The 18,251-nt window shown below is 57.1% G+C and carries 17 protein-coding genes; 13 read left to right on the forward strand and 4 right to left on the reverse strand.

Features of this window, described 5'->3' with window-relative positions; all coding sequences use genetic code 11:
• The first annotated feature begins 331 nt into the window (after nucleotides 1-331).
• The 8 genes from hinT to C2U54_RS13665 all read left to right on the forward strand — a co-directional run bounded on the left by hinT (nucleotide 332) and on the right by C2U54_RS13665 (nucleotide 6,414).
• The gene (gene hinT / locus C2U54_RS13630; RefSeq protein WP_139156331.1) at nucleotides 332-691 is read left to right on the forward strand and encodes a purine nucleoside phosphoramidase; all 360 of its coding nucleotides are present in this window, start codon (nucleotides 332-334) and stop codon (nucleotides 689-691) included.
• Nucleotide 692: 1 nt separating this feature from the next.
• Nucleotides 693-1,061 carry a YcfL family protein gene (locus C2U54_RS13635; protein ID WP_103179104.1) on the forward strand — a complete coding sequence of 123 codons (369 nt, stop codon included), beginning with the start codon at nucleotides 693-695 and terminating at the stop codon, nucleotides 1,059-1,061.
• A 10-nt stretch (nucleotides 1,062-1,071) separates the two neighbouring features.
• Nucleotides 1,072-1,722: a penicillin-binding protein activator LpoB gene (lpoB, locus tag C2U54_RS13640; protein WP_103179105.1), complete on the forward strand. Its 651-nt coding sequence runs from the start codon at nucleotides 1,072-1,074 to the stop codon at nucleotides 1,720-1,722.
• The gene (thiK, locus tag C2U54_RS13645; protein WP_103179106.1) at nucleotides 1,703-2,527 is read left to right on the forward strand and encodes a thiamine kinase; all 825 of its coding nucleotides are present in this window, start codon (nucleotides 1,703-1,705) and stop codon (nucleotides 2,525-2,527) included. The genes lpoB and thiK overlap by 20 nt, the downstream gene beginning before the upstream one ends.
• Before the next feature lie 11 nt (nucleotides 2,528-2,538).
• Nucleotides 2,539-3,564: a beta-N-acetylhexosaminidase gene (nagZ, locus tag C2U54_RS13650; RefSeq protein WP_103179107.1), complete on the forward strand. Its 1,026-nt coding sequence runs from the start codon at nucleotides 2,539-2,541 to the stop codon at nucleotides 3,562-3,564.
• 34 nt (nucleotides 3,565-3,598) lie between these two features.
• Nucleotides 3,599-4,141, forward strand: coding sequence for an alpha/beta hydrolase YcfP (ycfP, locus tag C2U54_RS13655; protein ID WP_103179108.1), 543 nt, complete (start codon nucleotides 3,599-3,601; stop codon nucleotides 4,139-4,141).
• Between the two features lie 233 nt (nucleotides 4,142-4,374).
• Nucleotides 4,375-5,679: an NAD(P)/FAD-dependent oxidoreductase gene (locus C2U54_RS13660; RefSeq protein WP_103179109.1), complete on the forward strand. Its 1,305-nt coding sequence runs from the start codon at nucleotides 4,375-4,377 to the stop codon at nucleotides 5,677-5,679.
• A 195-nt stretch (nucleotides 5,680-5,874) separates the two neighbouring features.
• Complete coding sequence (locus C2U54_RS13665; RefSeq protein WP_103179110.1) at nucleotides 5,875-6,414, forward strand: glycine zipper 2TM domain-containing protein; 540 nt, start codon at nucleotides 5,875-5,877, stop codon at nucleotides 6,412-6,414.
• A gap of 489 nt (nucleotides 6,415-6,903) precedes the next feature.
• Here the strand turns inward: C2U54_RS13665 and C2U54_RS13670 are convergent, their stop codons facing one another.
• Nucleotides 6,904-7,539, reverse strand: a complete 636-nt coding sequence (locus tag C2U54_RS13670; protein ID WP_103179111.1) for a TetR/AcrR family transcriptional regulator — start codon at nucleotides 7,537-7,539, stop codon at nucleotides 6,904-6,906.
• A 242-nt stretch (nucleotides 7,540-7,781) separates the two neighbouring features.
• Here C2U54_RS13670 and bhsA point away from each other — a divergent pair, with 242 nt between their 5' ends.
• Nucleotides 7,782-8,039, forward strand: coding sequence for a multiple stress resistance protein BhsA (gene bhsA, locus C2U54_RS13675; RefSeq protein WP_103179112.1), 258 nt, complete (start codon nucleotides 7,782-7,784; stop codon nucleotides 8,037-8,039).
• 77 nt (nucleotides 8,040-8,116) lie between these two features.
• Here bhsA and ldtC read toward each other — a convergent pair whose 3' ends face one another.
• The 3 genes from ldtC to C2U54_RS13690 form a co-directional block, all read right to left on the reverse strand.
• Nucleotides 8,117-9,073 carry a L,D-transpeptidase LdtC gene (gene ldtC, locus C2U54_RS13680; protein ID WP_139156332.1) on the reverse strand — a complete coding sequence of 319 codons (957 nt, stop codon included), beginning with the start codon at nucleotides 9,071-9,073 and terminating at the stop codon, nucleotides 8,117-8,119.
• Between the two features lie 152 nt (nucleotides 9,074-9,225).
• Nucleotides 9,226-12,672 carry a transcription-repair coupling factor gene (gene mfd / locus C2U54_RS13685; RefSeq protein ID WP_103179114.1) on the reverse strand — a complete coding sequence of 1,149 codons (3,447 nt, stop codon included), beginning with the start codon at nucleotides 12,670-12,672 and terminating at the stop codon, nucleotides 9,226-9,228.
• Between the two features lie 120 nt (nucleotides 12,673-12,792).
• Nucleotides 12,793-13,866, reverse strand: a complete 1,074-nt coding sequence (locus C2U54_RS13690) for an acyltransferase family protein (RefSeq protein ID WP_103179115.1) — start codon at nucleotides 13,864-13,866, stop codon at nucleotides 12,793-12,795.
• A 271-nt stretch (nucleotides 13,867-14,137) separates the two neighbouring features.
• Here C2U54_RS13690 and lolC point away from each other — a divergent pair, with 271 nt between their 5' ends.
• Genes lolC through nagK form a run of 4 tightly spaced genes read left to right on the forward strand, consistent with a single transcriptional unit; the run spans nucleotide 14,138 to nucleotide 18,238 of the window.
• Nucleotides 14,138-15,337, forward strand: coding sequence for a lipoprotein-releasing ABC transporter permease subunit LolC (gene lolC, locus C2U54_RS13695; RefSeq protein ID WP_103179116.1), 1,200 nt, complete (start codon nucleotides 14,138-14,140; stop codon nucleotides 15,335-15,337).
• On the forward strand, nucleotides 15,330-16,031 hold the full coding sequence (gene lolD, locus C2U54_RS13700) for a lipoprotein-releasing ABC transporter ATP-binding protein LolD (protein WP_103179117.1): 702 nt from the start codon (nucleotides 15,330-15,332) through the stop codon (nucleotides 16,029-16,031). The genes lolC and lolD overlap by 8 nt, the downstream gene beginning before the upstream one ends.
• Nucleotides 16,031-17,275 (forward strand): lipoprotein-releasing ABC transporter permease subunit LolE, encoded by a 1,245-nt coding sequence (gene lolE, locus C2U54_RS13705; RefSeq protein WP_103179118.1) that lies wholly within the window; start codon nucleotides 16,031-16,033, stop codon nucleotides 17,273-17,275. Before lolD ends, lolE begins: the two co-directional genes overlap by 1 nt.
• 51 nt (nucleotides 17,276-17,326) lie before the next feature.
• Nucleotides 17,327-18,238: an N-acetylglucosamine kinase gene (nagK, locus tag C2U54_RS13710; protein ID WP_103179119.1), complete on the forward strand. Its 912-nt coding sequence runs from the start codon at nucleotides 17,327-17,329 to the stop codon at nucleotides 18,236-18,238.
• Nucleotides 18,239-18,251 lie beyond the last annotated feature (13 nt).

The following is an 18,251-nucleotide window of genomic DNA, read 5'->3' on the forward strand; positions in this document are numbered from 1 at the left end:
TGAATGGTGTGCATCAGTCCCGTATCGACGGACTGAAATCATTTTTCTAGGTATAAATTGCGCATGAAAATGCAAATGCGAAATATACGCATTCGATTTATCACTGTAAACAGATGTTGCGGCGGTAAGTGAAATAATGTTTCAGAGCGGGTGGAGGGGAGGTGGTTACTTCGCGAGCAGATCGGGCCGCACACGCAAAGAATTCATGGGATAAGGTTGAAAGGACAGGAGAAAGTCGCTCATACTCTTTAGTCTTGCCACAAAATATTGCGCCTGCACCGGGCGGGTTGTTTCCGGGCTCGTCGCCAGACTAATGAATAAGGAAAACCTCATGGCTGAAGAAACCATTTTCAGTAAAATTGTCCGCCGCGAGATCCCGGCAGATATCATCTATCAGGATGAACTGGTTACCGCTTTTCGCGACATCTCCCCCCAGGCGCCTACGCACATCCTCATTATTCCTAATATTCTGATTCCGACGGTTAATGACGTGAAAACTGAGCATGAACTGGCATTAGGCCGTATGCTGACAGTAGCAGCGAAAATTGCTGAGCAGGAAGGCATTGCCGAGGACGGTTACCGTTTGATCATGAACTGCAACCGCCACGGTGGTCAGGAAGTTTATCACATTCATATGCATCTGCTGGGCGGTCGTCCGCTGGGCCCGATGCTGGCGCATAAAGGTCTTTAAGATGCAAAGAGGATGGATGGCGGCGCTGGTGATAGCGTTGGCGGGATGCAGTTCGCAACCGTCGATTCCCGTTAATGACGATCAAACGCTGGTTATGGAGTCATCGGTGCTGGCGGCAGGGATTACCGCCGATCAGCCTTCGCTGTCGGTCAGCGAAATTCAACCGTCCGCCTCCTCTGTGCTGTTCAATGAAAGAGATGCGCCAGTTACCGTACACTACCGTTTTTTCTGGTATGACGCCCGCGGCCTGGAAATGCATCCACTTGAGGCGCCGCGCAGCGTAACCATTCCGGCAAAATCGTCGGTTAAGCTATATGGCAGCGCAAATTATCTGGGTGCGCATAAGGTCAGACTTTATTTATATCTCTGAGGGGTGAATTTTGATTAAACAGATCGGTCGTTACGCGCTTGTCACGGCTTTTGCACTGTTCCTGTCGGGCTGTATTAGCCGCACTGAGCAACCACCAGCACCGGTGGAAGAGGTCAAACCGGGCGTCGAGCAGCCGGTTCAGCCAACCCAGCCGGTTCCTGTTGTTCCTACCGTGCCGAGCGTTCCCGCGCAGCCTGGTCCGATAGAGCATCAGGAAGAGCCCGCCCAGCCTGCACCGCGTGAACGTCACTACGACTGGAACGGCGCAATGCAGCCTATGGTCGGTAAGATGCTCCAGGCGCAGGGCGTTAACGCAGGCAGCGTGCTGCTGGTGGACAGCGTCAACAACCGCACTAACGGCAGCCTGAATGCTGGTGAGGCGACCGAAACGCTGCGTAATGCGCTGGCCAATAACGGCAAATTTACGCTGGTGTCTGCGCAGCAGCTTGCTGTCGCCAAGCAGCAGTTGGGCCTTTCCCCGCAGGACAGCCTGGGCTCACGCAGTAAAGCCATCGGCATTGCCCGTAACGTGGGCGCGCAGTATGTGCTTTACTCCAGCGCAACCGGCAACGTCAATTCCCCGGCGCTGCAAATGCAGCTGATGCTGGTTCAGACAGGTGAGATTATCTGGTCGGGTAAAGGTGCAGTTCAGCAACAGTAACCTGACGCGCGACACGCTGCTGTCGCGCTATTTTCCGCAGTTTCGCATCGTCGCGCCGCCGTCCCATACCGGGTTGAGCGGCGCGAGCTGCATTATTGAGCATGCTGCGCGTCGTCTGGTGCTACGCCAGCGTCATGATGCCCTGGCAACGCCTGCTCATTTTCGCCGTCAGTACCATGCCCTGCGCCATCTTCCCGCCGACATTGCTCCTCAGCCGCACTTTTACAGTCCGGGCTGGATAGCGGTGGACTATCTGGCGGGGGAGGTCAAAACCAGGTTGCCCGCTGAACCCGCACTGGCCGGGATGCTGTATCATCTCCATCAACAGCCCGTGTTTGGCTGGCGTATCACCCTGATGCCGCTACTGGAGCAGTACTGGCTCCAGGCCTCGCCCACCCGGCGCACGCCGCTATGGCTGCGATGGCACAAACGTCTGCAAAAACGGGGGGAGCCGCGCCCACTGCGGCTGGCGCCGCTGCACATGGACGTTCATGCCGGTAATATCGTGCATACGGATGCCGGTATCCGGCTGCTGGACTGGGAGTACGCGGGTGACGGAGATGTGGCGCTGGAGCTGGCAAGCGTCTGGACGGACAGTGACGCAGAGCGTCAGCAGCTGCTCGCCGCTTACGCCCATGCTGCTCAGCTTGACCTGACGCAGTTGCAACGCCAGGTGAAGCGCTGGCGTCCCTGGGTACTGATGCTGATGGCAGGCTGGTTTGAGCTACGCTGGCAGCAATCACAAGATAAACAATTTATGACGCTGGCCGATGAGATCTGGCGCCAGTTAGAAACAACAGAATAAGGGAGGTTCGTGTGGGTCCGGTCATGTTGGATGTGGAAGGTTATGAGCTGGATGCGGAGGAGCGCGAAATTCTGGCGCACCCGCTGGTAGGCGGCTTGATCCTGTTTACGCGTAATTATTACGATCCGGCGCAGCTGCGCGAGCTGGTTCGCCAGATCCGGGAGGCCTCCCGTCACCGGCTGGTGGTGGCGGTGGATCAGGAGGGAGGCCGCGTGCAGCGATTCCGCGACGGCTTTACCCGTCTGCCCGCTGCCCAGTCGTTTGCCGCGCTGCTTGGGCTGGAAGAGGGGGGCAAGCTGGCGCAGGAGGCGGGCTGGCTGATGGCAAGCGAGATGATTGCCATGGATATTGATATCAGCTTTGCCCCGGTGCTGGACGTCGGCCATATCAGCGCCGCCATCGGTGAGCGTGCATACCATGACGAACCGCAGAAGGCGCTGCAAATGGCGACCCGCTTTATCGACGGCATGCACGAAGCCGGGATGAAAACCACGGGGAAACACTTTCCGGGTCATGGCGCCGTTACGGCAGATTCCCACAAAGAAACCCCGCGTGACCCACGGCCACAGGCGGAGATCCGCACCAGGGATATGTCGATTTTTAAATCGCTTATCAGCGACAATAAGCTTGATGCCATCATGCCCGCGCACGTGATCTATGCCGACGTCGATCCGCGTCCGGCCAGCGGCTCGCCGCACTGGCTAAAAACCGTCCTGCGCCAGGAACTCGGTTTTAATGGCGTGATTTTTTCCGACGATCTGTCGATGGAAGGGGCGGCGATCATGGGGAGCTACGCTGAACGCGGTCAGGCATCGCTGGATGCAGGTTGCGATATGATCCTGGTCTGCAATAATCGTAAAGGCGCAGTAAGCGTGTTAGATAACCTGTCGCCGATCAAGGCTGAACGTGTTACACAATTGTATCATAAAGGTTCTTTTAGCCGTCAGGAACTGCGGGATTCAGCACGCTGGAAAGCCGTCAATGCTCAACTTGAAGCGCTTCATGAGCGCTGGGAAGCGCATAAAGCGGGGCAATGATCCCTCCTGACAAGCGTAGTGTGACGAGGATACGATGATCATCTATTTGCACGGTTTTGATTCGAACAGTCCCGGGAATCACGAGAAGGTCCTGCAACTGCAGTTTATCGATCCGGATGTGCGGCTGATTAGCTACAGTACGCGCCATCCGAAACATGATATGCAGCATCTGCTGAAAGAAGTGGACAAGATGCTGCAGCTGAACGTTGACGAGCGCCCGTTGATCTGTGGTGTCGGTCTGGGAGGCTACTGGGCGGAGCGCATAGGGTTCTTGTGTGATATCCGCCAGGTGGTGTTCAACCCTAACCTGTTCCCGAACGAGAACATGGAAGGCAAGATCGACCGGCCGGAAGAGTACGTTGATATCGCCACCAAGTGCGTGAGCAACTTTCGCGAGAAGAACCGCGATCGCTGTCTGGTGATCCTCTCCCGCAACGATGAGGCGCTGAACAGCCCGCGAGCCGCGGAGCTGCTGCACCACTACTACGAAATTGTCTGGGATGAAGAGCAGACCCACAAGTTCAAAAATATCGCCCCTCATCTGCAGCGGATCAAAGCGTTCAAGACTTTAGGATAAGGCTCATTTTTTCAACTAAGCCCGGCCACGCAGGTGAGCCGGGCTTTCTTTTTGCTAAGCTTGGGTGAATTTTAAGCGGCAAAACTTGATGCATATCAATTTTGGTATGACCAATGCACCGAACATGTTATTCTCATGTCCATTGAACGGTTTCAGCGATGTAACCTGTTGTTAATTAAAGGTTATTTTCATAACTTTTAGTTAACAATTGGTTAATAATTTAGGGGGTCACGTTGACTACGCCATTGAAAAAGATAGTGATTGTGGGTGGTGGTGCTGGCGGTCTGGAACTGGCTACGCAGCTGGGTAAGAAGCTCGGACGCGGTAAAAAAGCCAAAGTTACGCTTGTCGATCGCAACCACAGCCACCTGTGGAAACCGCTGCTGCATGAAGTGGCGACCGGTTCTCTGGATGAGGGCGTTGACGCCCTGAGCTATCTGGCGCATGCACGCAACCACGGTTTCCAGTTCCAGCTGGGCTCGGTGATGGATATCAACCGTGAAAGCAAAACCATTACCCTGGCAGAGCTGCGCGATGAGAAGGGCGAGCTGCTGGTGCCGGAGCGCAAGCTGGCGTATGACACGCTGGTGATGGCGCTGGGCAGTACCTCCAACGACTTTAACACGCCGGGCGTGAAAGAGAACTGCATCTTCCTCGACAACCCGCACCAGGCGCGTCGTTTCCATCAGGAGATGCTGAACCTGTTCCTGAAATATTCCAATAACCTCGGCGCAAGCGGCAAGGTGAATATCGCTATCGTCGGCGGTGGCGCGACGGGCGTTGAGCTCTCTGCGGAGCTGCACAACGCGGTGAAACAGCTGCACAGCTATGGCTACAAAGGCTTAACCAACGACGCGCTGAACGTGACGCTGGTGGAAGCGGGCGAACGTATTCTGCCTGCGCTGCCGCCGCGTATCTCCGGCGCGGCGCACAACGAGCTGACCAAACTGGGCGTGCGTGTTCTGACTCAGACGATGGTCACCAGTGCCGATGAACAGGGTCTGAACACCAAAGATGGCGAACATATCAAAGCCGATCTGATGGTCTGGGCGGCAGGCATTAAAGCCCCTGATTTCATGAAAGAGATCGGTGGACTGGAGACCAACCGCATTAACCAGCTGGTGGTTGAGCCGACGCTGCAAACCACCCGCGACCCGGATATCTTTGCCATTGGCGACTGCGCCTCCTGTGCCCGTCCGGAAGGTGGGTTCGTGCCACCGCGCGCCCAGGCCGCACACCAGATGGCCAGCCTGGCGCTGCACAATATTCTGGCGCAGGCGAAGGGCAAGCCTCTGAAGAACTATGTCTATAAAGATCATGGTTCACTGGTGTCGCTCTCGAACTTCTCCACCGTCGGTAGCCTGATGGGTAACCTGATGCGCGGTTCGATGATGGTAGAAGGACGTATTGCCCGCTTCGTCTACATTTCGCTGTACCGTATGCACCAGATTGCGTTGCACGGCTATTTCAAAACCGGGCTGATGATGCTGGTAGGTAGCATCAACCGCGTCATCCGACCGCGACTGAAGCTGCACTAATGCCTTTGCCCCTTCGCTCTCGCGAAGGGGCTTTTTCAGCATATCGTTCTGTAAATCGCCCTCACAGGGTTAAGAGTCCTCCTAAACCGGCTCATTTTGCGCTTGTTCCCACATTTTTAATCCTTTCTCTGATTTGCCTGCACACACCTTTAGTCGCAGAATTGTTACCAATAGCAATACAAAGGAGAACGTCACATGAATAAATCCATGGTGGCAGGTATAGGGATTGGCGTGGTCGCCGCATTAGGTGTGGCGGCAGTTGCCAGTCTTAATGTTTTTGATCGTGGCCCACAATATGCGCAGGTGGTTTCGGCTACGCCTATTAAAGAGACGGTGAAAACACCGCGTCAGGAGTGCCGCAATGTGACCGTAACGCATCGCCGTCCTGTACAGGATGAAAACCGCATTGCCGGTTCTGTACTGGGTGCGGTGGCCGGTGGGGTGATTGGTCATCAGTTTGGCGGCGGACGGGGTAAAGATGTCGCGACGGTCGTGGGCGCACTGGGTGGCGGTTACGCGGGGAACCAGGCGCAGGGTGCCCTGCAGGAGCGTGATACCTACACCACCACCGAGCAGCGCTGTAAGACGGTCTATGACAAGTCAGAAAAAATGCTCGGCTACGATGTAACCTACAAAATTGGCGATCAGCAGGGCAAGATCCGTATGGATAAAGATCCCGGTACGCAGATCCCCCTTAATGGCGACGGTCAGCTGGTACTGAATAACAAAGCATAAAAAAATCTGTTCTCTGCATTTAGCTCCCCATTCGCTCAGGCTGGGGAGCTTTTTTTGCGCATAAAAAAGACCTTAACAGCGGGGCGACTTGCGCCAGAAGTAAGGTCTTTCCTGGAGATGCTGCTGGGTGACGGGGTCAAAGGTCGAATTCATTATACTGGCGCAGTAACATAAATCCCGTTATCAGGACGGAAAGAAAAGCAAATAAAACTGACCCACCACATAAAACCCAGAGACCGAATAACAATGTAATGCCTATTAACACCTTAAAAAAAGGTAACAGCAAAACCATTATATTCTCCTTCTGAATGTGAATAGCCAGAACGCCTTCACCATAACTAATGCAACTAATCATTAGCACATCAATAATCACTGGTTAAGCATAGCAAGCGGTGAAGCCGTGGTGATAGTTTTTAACTATCTTTCTACGAAGTATAGCGGAAGCTGCGGCGAGAAAAGGGGGAGCAGGGCGGCAGAGCGCCCTGAAAATCAGACTTTCAGCAGTTCAGGCCATAACCGCAGGGTTATCTGGGTGACAGTCAGCAGTTTTTCCAGGCTGGCCCCTTCGCGGGCACTGATGGACATACCCTGCAAAATGCAGCTCAGATATTGGGCAAGTTTCTTCGGATCGCACTGCGCCGGGATCTCACCGCGCTGCTGACGCTGCTGTAAAAACTGGCACAGCGTCTCTTCCTGCATGGCATGGCGAGATTTAACCGTATGGGCAATCTCTTCAGAAGAGGCTGCAAGCGTGGCCGACGTGTTAATCATAAAACATCCCGCAGGGGTCTCTTTGCTGGTAAAGCAGGTCGCCACCGCGGTGAAATAGTCTTCCAGCGCCCGTTCAACGGGCTTCTCCTCGCAAAACAGCTGCGCTTCATGGCGGGCGGCAAAACGGCTGATATAGCGATCCAGCACCGCCCGGAACAGCCCCTCTTTATTGGTAAATTCTGCATACAGCGTAGGCGCTTTCGCCCCCGTCGCGGCAACCAGGTCAGTCAGTGATGTGGCTTCATACCCATGCTGCCAGAACAGCGTCATGGCCTTGTCCAGCGCCGCTTCCCTGTCGAACACTTTTGGTCGGCCACGGCTTTTCTTTTCGCAACGCGTGTCATCGGTTGTCATGAGCCGTTGTACCTCTGTTGGATTGTTGAACGACCATTATAAAAATAATCCCTTTCCGCAGCCAGCGCCGCATGAATAAAAATTTATTCATCATATCAATATGAATTTAAACGCTTTTAAAATTATTTTAATGATCGTTATAAAAATAAATTGACGTGTGATGTAGATCACATCTATCATTTTGTTATCGATCGTTAAGTTAATGCTTACGACATCCCGTTCACTTGCAAAAGGTCCTTATCATGAAAAACGTAAAAACAATCATCGCCGCTGCAGTACTCAGCTCACTCTCATTTGCCAGCTTCGCTGCGGTTGAAGTTCAGTCTACCCCTGCCGATCAACAAAAGGTGGGCACCATCTCTGCGAACGCCGGGACTAACCTGAGCTCTCTTGAAAGCCAGTTAGCGCAAAAAGCGGATGAAATGGGGGCGAAATCTTTCCGTATTACTTCTGTAACCGGCCCGAACACCCTGCACGGTACTGCAGTGATCTACAAATAAGCATGGCTTAACCCTCATTAATGCCACTGCGAAAAAAAACGCTCTGCCTGTGCAGAGCGTTTTTTTATCTGTTAAGGCTACAGCGCCTGGGTAGCGGGGTGAGGCGTCACATCTACCGGCATACCCGAACGCGCTTCCATGGCGCGCTCCATAACGACCTCGTCAGCGCTGGCTTTAAAGCCCTGCTGCGCAGCATTCAGGACAATCGGTAGGGTCTGGGGATCGTCATTCAGCGCTTTCGACAGCGGCTGATGTACCTCCACCAGGCGCACGCCGCCAGGCTCTTCTGACACCTTAATCGGCGTGTTCATGATATTCACTTTGGTACCGGGCTGGACCACACGGAACAACGTCTCGATGTCATTGTCCCGCAGGCGAATACAGCCGGAGCTGACGCGCATGCCGATGCCAAAATCGGCGTTAGTGCCGTGCAGCAGATAGACCCCACCGTAGGCAGCCAGGCGAATGGCGTGATGACCCATCGGGTTATCCGGTCCGGCGGGGACCACCGCTGGCAGATCGATACCCTGGGCTTTATAGCGGGCGCGGATGTTGGCGGTTGGGGTCCAGGTCGGATTGGCGCGTTTGTCCGACACCGTGGTGACCATAGTTGGCGTCAGGGTATCGCCCCCCAGCTGGCCAATACCGATGGGGTAAACCGTGACCTCGTTTTTACCCGGCGGATAATAGTAGAGCCGCAGTTCAGCCAGGTTGATCACAATCCCTTCCCGCGGGGCATCGGGGAGGAGGGTCTGAAGCGGGATGGTCAGGACACTGCCTGCACGGGGGACGTAGGGATCGACGCCAGGGTTAGCCTGCAGCAGCGCCAGGAAACCGACGTTATATTTTTTGGCAATCGCCTCCAGCGAACCACCATCGTTTTCCACCACATGAAAACGATTTTCGCCCACCAGCCGACTACCCGCCGGGGGCAGGGGCCAGGTATTCGCCTGGGCGGGCAGGGCAAGCGCTACGGTCGCGAGGAGCGCAACCACCGATATCCAACGGGTAAAACGCGACGTTTTTATCATCACCAGAATCCATAGCAATAAAGATTATTATTATCTGAACGTTAATTGATAATTATGGCGAATGAGTGTGTCGGGAAGTCCAGGGGGATTGCAAAGAGTTGTAAATTGCGCAGGGAAAATCATGCCGGGCGACCCGATGGTAGCCCGGCACAGGGTCAGGCTACGGCATTCTCTTCAAGCTGACGCATAAAGTTACGTACCCAGTCCATGCGGGTTTTGCGCTCCGCCAGATCCTGGGTGAATTTCAGGCGCGTCGGTCCATCGAGCCGGAAGTGCTGGGGCTGTTTTTGCAGCAGGCCGATCAGCCACATCGGATCGACATGGTTCTTCTCGGCAAACTCAATCATGCCGCCTTTATCATTCCCCTCCAGCTTGCGGATCCCGAGCTTCTGCGCCTGCTGGCGTAAACGGGCGATATCCAGCAGGTTACGCGCTGCATCCGGCAGCAGGCCAAAGCGGTCGATCAGCTCCACTTTTATCTCTTCCAGACTGGCTTCGTCTTTGGCGCTGGCGATGCGTTTGTAAAACGACAGGCGGGTGTTAACGTCCGGGATAAAATCATCCGGCAGCAGGGACGGCATCCGCAGTTCCACTTCCGTTTGCTGGCTGGTGAGATCTTCCAGCGACGGCTCGCGCCCCGCCTTCAGGGCATCGACGGCGTTTTCCAGCAGCTCCATGTAGAGCGAGAAACCGATGGTTTCCATCGAGCCGCTCTGATCTTCCCCAAGCAGTTCGCCCGCGCCGCGGATCTCCAGGTCGTGAGTGGCCAGCGCAAAACCGGCGCCCAGATCTTCCAGCGAGGCGATGGCTTCGAGACGCTTCTGCGCATCGGGGGTCATCGCTTTCGGGTGTGGGGTCATCAGCCAGGCATAGGCCTGATGGTGCGAACGTCCGACACGGCCACGCAGCTGATGGAGCTGGGCCAGGCCAAAGTGATCCGCTCGCTCAATAATAATGGTATTGGCGGTAGGGATATCGATACCGGTTTCGATGATGGTGGTGCAAACCAGCACGTTAAAGCGCTGGTGATGGAAATCGTTCATCACCCGTTCCAGCTCGCGCTCGCGCATCTGCCCGTGGCCGATGGCAATACGCGCTTCCGGCACCAGCTCCGCCAGACGGTCGGCCGCTTTCTGGATATTCTCGACATCGTTATAGAGATAATAAACCTGGCCGCCGCGCAGCACTTCACGCAGGATCGCCTCGCGCACCACCAGGTTATCGTACTCACGGACAAAGGTCTTCACCGCCAGACGGCGGGCAGGCGGCGTGGCGATAATCGACAGATCGCGCATGCCGCTCATCGCCATATTTAACGTGCGCGGGATCGGCGTGGCGGTGAGGGTCAGGATATCGACATCGGCGCGCATCGCTTTGATGCGCTCCTTGTGGCGCACGCCGAAGCGGTGCTCTTCGTCGACAATCAAGAGCCCCAGATCTTTCCACTTCACGTCACTCTGCAGCAGTTTATGGGTACCGATCAGAATGTCGATCTTGCCCTCGCTTGCCTGCTCCAGGATCTGCGCCTGCTCTTTGGCGCTGCGAAAACGCGACATCATCTCGATGCGCACCGGCCAGTTGGCAAAGCGGTCGCGGAAGTTATCGTAATGCTGCTGCGCCAGCAGGGTAGTCGGCACCAGCACCGCCACCTGCTTGTTATTCTCCACCGCCAGGAAGGTGGCGCGCATCGCCACTTCGGTTTTACCGAAGCCCACATCGCCGCAGACCAGACGATCCATCGCCAGCGGCTGACACATGTCGCTCAGCACGGCGTTAATTGCCTGGGCCTGATCCGGGGTGGTTTCAAACGGGAAGCTGTCGCAGAAGAGCTGATACTGCTCTTTATCATGCTTGAAGGCGTAGCCCGCCTTCGCCGCGCGCTGGGCGTAGATATCCAGCAGCTCCGCGGCTACGTCGCGCACTTTCTCCGCCGCTTTTTGCCGCGCCCGCGCCCACGCATCGCCGCCGAGCTTGTGCAGCGGGGCATTCTCTTCCGCACCGCCCGCGTAGCGACTGATCAGGTGCAGGGACGACACCGGCACATAGAGTTTGGCGTCGTTGGCGTACAGCAGCATCAGGTATTCACCCTTGATGCCGCCCGCTTCCAGGGTGGTCATCCCGGCGTAACGGCCTACGCCATGCTCCAGATGGACAATCGGCTGGCCGGGATGCAGCTCCGCCAGGTTGCGGATCAGCGTGTCCGGGTTGATGGTGCGGCGGCTGTCCTGACGGCGGCGCGCCACGCGCTCACCCAGCAGATCGCTTTCGCAGATCAGCGCCAGATTATTGAGCGTATCAATAAATCCATGTTCGGCGGCGCCGATCATCAGGTAGCGTCCGTTGCCGCTGGCGTCGTCCAGGCGCAGGATCCGCTTCGGTGCGACCTTAATGCGGCCAAGCAGCTCGCCCAGCGCCTCACGGCGCCCTTCGCTTTCCACAGAGAAGATCACCGGGCCGGTAAAGGATTCGAGGAACTTACGCAGGTTATCCAGCGGCGATTTGTTCTGCGCCTGCACCGCAAGATCCGGCAGCGGCTGGTAGGCCAGGTTGGTATTGGCAGCTTTCTCCGGCAGGCTGTCGGTTTTGAGCTGCATGCGCGGCCAGCGTTTCAGCTCGCTGAACAGCTCATCGGTGCGCAGCCACAGCAGCTCGGGCTCCAGCAGCGGGCGCATCGGATCAACCCCCCGGTTTTCAAAGCGGGCGCGAGTTTCACTCTCGAAACGGCTGGCGCTGGTCTCCAGATCGCCGGTGTTGAGCACCAGCGTGTTGGCCGGGAAATAGCTGAACAGGGCTGGCAGCGGCTCGCTGAAGAACAGCGGCTGCCAGTATTCGATCCCTGACGGCAGGGTGCCTTTGCTCACCTGCTGGTAGATATGTTCGGCGTCGCGCTTGACGTCAAACTTATCGCGCCACTGGCTGCGGAAGAGCTCAATAGCGGTTTTGTCGGTCGGGAATTCGTGGGCCGGCAGCAGGTTGATGGCCTCCACTTCCTCCAGCGTGCGCTGGGTATCGGCATCAAACAGGCGCAGGCTGTCGATTTCGTCGTCGAAAAAGTCCAGACGATAAGGTTGTTCACTGCCCATAGGGTAGAGGTCGAGCAGCGCGCCGCGGGTGGCGTACTCCCCGTGCTCCATGACCTGATCGACATGGCGATAGCCCGCGCTGTCGAGCTGCACGCGCAGGCCGTCCCTCGAGAGGCGCTGGCCTTTTTTCATCACCAGCGCGTGGCCGTGCAGATAGCTGTGCGGGCAGACGCGCTGCATCAGGGTATTGACCGGCACAATCAGCACGCCGCGCTGCATGGAGGGCAGCTGATACAGCGTGGAGAGGCGCGAGGAGATGATCTCCTGGTGCGGCGAGAAGCTGTCGTAAGGCAGCGTCTCCCAGTCGGCAAGGCTGGTGACCAGCTGATCGGTGAACTGGCGGATCTCATCATGCAGACGCAGGGCGTTTTGCATGTCCGGCGCGACCAGTACCACCGGGCCCTGATGACGCTCTGCAATTTCCGCCACCAGCGTGGCGCAGGCTGCCCCGGTCAGTTCACCTAACTGGCGTTGGTCGCCCGCTTTGACGGGCAGGGAAAAACGATTTTGTTCAGGCATGGCTTTGTCAGGATCTCGTATGGGCATATCACTGATACACAATGTCTTTATTATCCTTGATCGTTTTACATTAGCAAACCGTAACCGCACGCAGCGCAAAGCCCCCCTCTCACAGGCGCGCTAGCGTGTCGCCTGAACCAGCGTCAGCCGGGCGGGTGGGGTAAAGAAAATATCACCGGCCAGCGCGCGGGAGAGGTTACGCGCCCCCAGCCCCACCAGGGTGCAGATCAGCAGGCTGGCAAACGGGTAGAAGAGCACCAGCGTCAGCTCTGCCCACACCGGCCAGGTACCGCCATTCAACTGGTGGATCATTAACAGGCTGACCCCTTCGATCAGAATGCGGTGGGTGGTGTAAATCGCAATGGTATTGGAGCCAACCACGTTCAGCACATTGTCAGGGCCCACGGCGAAGCGCTGCTCCAGGCGGTAGAACAGGGCCATAATCAGCAGGATCGACAGCAGCGACAGCGGCAGGGGAACCCCGACGAACCACAGCACGACGGAGACCACCCCGAACGCCGCTACCGCCAGCGCGTCACGGCGCCACACCCGGCTCTGCATCCAAGCCATCAGCTGCACGCCGTACCAGGCCCCGAGGCTGTAATAGATCATATTGCGCACCACGCTGTTCATCCCCCACCACGGCAGCGGCATAAAATTGATGGCGATGCTGGCGAGCGCCAGCAGCACGACCAGCGGCGTCCGCCAGCGGCTCAGCAGCTTGCAGAGCGTAAAATAGACCACCAGAGCGTAGAGATACCACAGGCTGGTGCTGGCAGTGAGCATGCCGGTGATAAAGCCGCTTAACGAGTCGGCATAGGCGGCGTTCGACGCGGTATTGAGATCCCGCTCCGGCGCCAGCCACGCATTGAGATGGGTCAACGCCTGCCACTGTAATACTCCCCACAGCGCCAGCACCCAGATAATGCTCCAGAGCCGTTTGTCCAGGCAGGTTTTCCAGTCGACCTCGTCAATGTAGCGCCGGACCAGATACCCCGAAAGAAAGAAGAACACCGGCATGCGGAACGGGGCGAGATAGAGATTGAACGTTACCCAACATTTGGCGAGCAGCACCGAAAGGGGAGCATGCAGCACCTCGAGATGGGGATAAAAGGTGATCACCGAGTGGTAAATCACCACCAGGCAGATGCAGAGTCCTTTTATCTGGTTAATCCATAGTGCTTTTTGTTTCATCGCGTTCCGGGTCCTGTTATTACCTTAATCGAGCGGGTAAGTGTGTTGCGCGGCGGGCGGGATGTAATGGGTAAGAGTCTGTATCCGGATGTTTTTCAGAAAAGCTGCAAACACCTGCGCGGGGCAGGTCGTCTTACGAAAGGGGGGTATTACGCTGATTTACCGCGCTTTTTCAGACAAATGATAAGCAAAGCTTACGGTTCCAGTCATTTACCCTTAGCGGATTCGCTTATATACTCGTGGGTCTGCTATCAGCAAACAGACGGATTTCATGTACCAACCTGTCGCACTATTCATAGGCTTACGTTATATGCGTGGGCGCGCCGCGGACCGCTTCGGTCGCTTCGTCTCCTGGCTTTCAACCATTGGCATTACGCTTGGCGTGATGGCGCTGGTGACGGTTCTCTCCGTCATGAACGGCTTTGAGCGTGAGCTGCAAAATAACATTCTGGGGCTGATGCCGCAGGCGATCCTCTCATCCAGCAGCGGGTCGGTGAATCCGCAGCAGCTGCCACAAAGCGCCGTCAAGCTCCAGGGCGTAAGCCGCGTGGCGCCGATCACCTCCGGTGACGTGGTGCTACAGAGCGCCCGCAGCGTGGCGGTCGGAGTGATGCTCGGCATCGACCCGGCGCAAAAGGATCCCCTGACGCCGTTTCTGGTTAACGTCAAACAGAGCGATCTGGCTCCCGGCCAGTACAACGTCATTCTCGGCGAACAGCTTGCCGGACAGCTGGGGGTCAATCGCGGCGATCAGCTACGGGTGATGGTGCCGTCTGCCAGCCAGTTTACCCCGATGGGGCGGCTCCCGAGCCAGCGCCTGTTTAATGTGATCGGCACCTTCGCCGCCAACAGCGAAGTGGACGGCTATCAGATGCTGGTCAATATCCAGGACGCGTCGCGCCTGATGCGTTACCCGCTCGGCAATATCACCGGCTGGCGTCTGTGGCTCAACGAGCCGCTGAAGGTCGATGTGTTAAGCCAGCAAACCCTGCCGGAAGGCACCCAATGGCAGGACTGGCGCGAACGTAAGGGCGAGCTGTTTCAGGCCGTGCGGATGGAAAAAAACATGATGGGCCTGCTCCTGAGCCTGATTGTGGCGGTTGCCGCCTTTAACATCATTACCTCGCTGGGCCTGATGGTGATGGAGAAGCAGGGCGAAGTGGCGATCCTGCAAACCCAGGGGCTGACGCCGCGACAGATCATGGCGGTCTTTATGGTGCAGGGCGCCAGCGCCGGGATTGTCGGCGCGCTGCTCGGCGCGCTGCTCGGTACGCTGCTTGCCAGCCAGCTCAATAATTTAATGCCGATTATCGGCGCGCTGCTCGACGGCGCGGCACTGCCGGTGGCCATTGAGCCGCTGCAGGTAGTGGGCATTGCGCTGGCTGCGATGGCCGTTGCCTTACTCTCCACGCTTTATCCTTCATGGCGCGCTGCCGCCACCCAACCCGCTGAGGCTTTACGTTATGAATAAGATCCTGTTGCAATGCGACAACCTGTGCAAACGCTATCAGGAAGGCACGGTGCAGACGGATGTCCTGCACAATGTCAGCTTCAGCGTCGGGGAAGGGGAGATGATGGCGATCGTCGGCACCTCCGGCTCCGGGAAAAGTACCCTGCTGCACCTGCTTGGCGGGCTGGATACGCCGACCTCCGGCGATGTGGTCTTCTCCGGCACGCCGCTGAGTTCGATGTCTTCGAGCGCGAAGGCCGATCTGCGTAACCGCGAGCTGGGCTTTATCTATCAGTTCCACCACCTGCTGCCGGACTTTACGGCGCTGGAAAACGTGGCGATGCCGCTGCTGATCGGCAAAAAGAAACCGGCTGAAATCAACGCCCGCGCCAGCGATATGCTGAAAGCGGTCGGGCTGGGCCACCGCGGTAATCATCGGCCATCCGAGCTCTCCGGCGGCGAGCGCCAGCGTGTGGCGATTGCCCGTGCGCTGGTAAATAATCCGCGCCTGGTGCTGGCGGATGAACCGACCGGTAACCTGGATGCCCGCAACGCCGACAGCATCTTCCAGCTTCTCGGCGAACTGAATGCCTCCCAGGGCACCGCCTTCCTGGTGGTGACGCACGATTTGCAGCTGGCAAAACGCATGTCCCGCCAGCTGGAGATGCGTGACGGTCGCCTGAATACCGAACTGACCCTGATGGGGGCAGATTGATGGCTTCACCGTTATCGTTACTCATCGGCCTGCGTTTTAGCCGGGGTCGCCGCCGCAGTGGCATGGTGTCGCTCATCTCGGTCATCTCCACCGTCGGTATCGCGCTGGGCGTGGCGGTACTGATTGTTGGCCTCAGCGCCATGAACGGCTTTGAGCGTGAGCTGAACAACCGCATTCTGGCAGTCGTGCCGCACGGCGAAATTGAGCCGGTTAACCAGCCGTGGAATAACTGGAACGACGCCCTGAATAAAGTGGAAAAGGTGCCGGGCATTGCCGCGGCTGCGCCCTATATCAATTTCACCGGACTGGTGGAGAGCGGCGCAAACCTGCGCGCTATCCAGGTGAAAGGGGTGAACCCGCGCCAGGAAGATAAGCTCAGCGCGCTGCCGCAGTTTATCCAGAAAGAGGCCTGGGCCAACTTTAAAGCTGGCGATCAGCAGATTATCCTCGGTAAGGGAGTGGCCGACGCGCTGAAAGTGAAGCAGGGCGACTGGGTGTCGATCATGATCCCGAACGCCAGCGCCGATCATAAGCTGCAGCAGCCGAAGCGCGTGCGTCTGCACGTGACCGGTATTTTGCAGCTAAGCGGTCAGCTCGATCACAGCTTTGCTATGGTGCCGCTGGAAGATGCGCGCCAGTATCTCGATATGGGCAGCAGCGTCACCGGGATCGCCATCAAGGTTAACGACGTCTTCAACGCCAACAAACTGGTGCGCGACGCCGGGGAAGTGACCGACAGCTATGTCTACATCAAGAGCTGGATCGGCACTTACGGGTATATGTATCGTGATATCCAGATGATCCGCGCCATTATGTACCTGGCGATGGTGCTGGTGATCGGCGTGGCCTGCTTTAACATCGTCTCTACCCTGGTGATGGCGGTGAAAGACAAGAGCGGCGACATCGCGGTGCTGCGCACCCTCGGCGCAAAAGATGGTCTTATTCGTGCCATCTTCGTCTGGTATGGTCTGCTGGCGGGGCTGCTGGGCAGCCTGTGCGGTGTGGTTATCGGGGTGGTGGTTTCATTGCAGCTGACGCCGATTATCAACGGTCTTGAGGCCCTGATCGGGCATCAGTTCCTGTCGGGCGATATCTATTTTATTGACTTCCTGCCGTCTGAATTGCACTGGCTGGATGTTTTTTATGTGCTGGTTACAGCACTTTTACTGAGTCTGCTGGCAAGCTGGTATCCGGCGCGTCGCGCAAGCCGAATTGATCCGGCGAGGGTATTAAGTGGCCAGTAATTACGTCATGATCCGGTGAGCGTTGCCGCCGGGTCAAAAGAGGAATGCACTATGTATTACGGATTTGATATTGGCGGCACCAAAATTGCCCTTGGCGTATTTGATACCAACCTGAAATTGCAGTGGGAAACCCGGGTTCCCACTCCCCACGAAAGCTACGATGAATTTTTAACCGCCATTGCCGCGCTGGTGGCCCAGGCCGATGAACGCTTCGGCGTGAAGGGCACGGTGGGCATAGGCATTCCGGGGATGCCGGAAACCGACGACGGTACGCTGTACGCCGCCAACGTCCCGGCGGCAAGCGGTAGGCCGCTGCGCGCCGACCTGACCCGCCTCCTTGAGCGTGACGTGCGCCTCGACAACGACGCTAACTGTTTTGCCCTCTCCGAAGCCTGGGACGATGAGTTCCAGCAATACCCCCTGGTGATGGGGCTGATCCTCGGCACCGGTGTCGGCGGCGGGATTGTGGTGAATGGCAAACCGGTGACCGGACGCAGCTATATCACCGGCGAGTTTGGTCATATTCGCCTGCCGGTGGATGCGCTGGAGGTGGTGGGGCGTGATTTCCCGCTCCTCCGCTGCGGTTGCGGCCAGCACGGCTGCATTGAGAACTACCTCTCCGGCCGTGGATTTGCATGGCTTTATGAACACTTCTATCATCAAAAACGTCAGGCTCCGGAAATCATTGCCCTGTGGGAGCAGGGAGATGAACAGGCTGTAGAGCACGTTGAGCGCTATCTCGATCTGCTGGCGGTCTGTCTGGGGAATATCCTGACCATTGTCGATCCTGACCTGCTGGTGATCGGCGGAGGATTATCGAACTTTACGGCCATCGCCGAACGGTTGTCCGGTCGGTTGCCGCGTCATTTGTTGCCGGTTGCCCGTGTCCCGCGCATTGAGCGCGCGCGACATGGCGATGCCGGAGGAATGCGCGGCGCCGCATTCCTCCATCTCACCCGCTAGCCATACGAGGTTT

Source organism: Leclercia sp. LSNIH1 (assembly GCF_002902985.1).
Taxonomy (GTDB): Bacteria; Pseudomonadota; Gammaproteobacteria; order Enterobacterales; family Enterobacteriaceae; genus Enterobacter.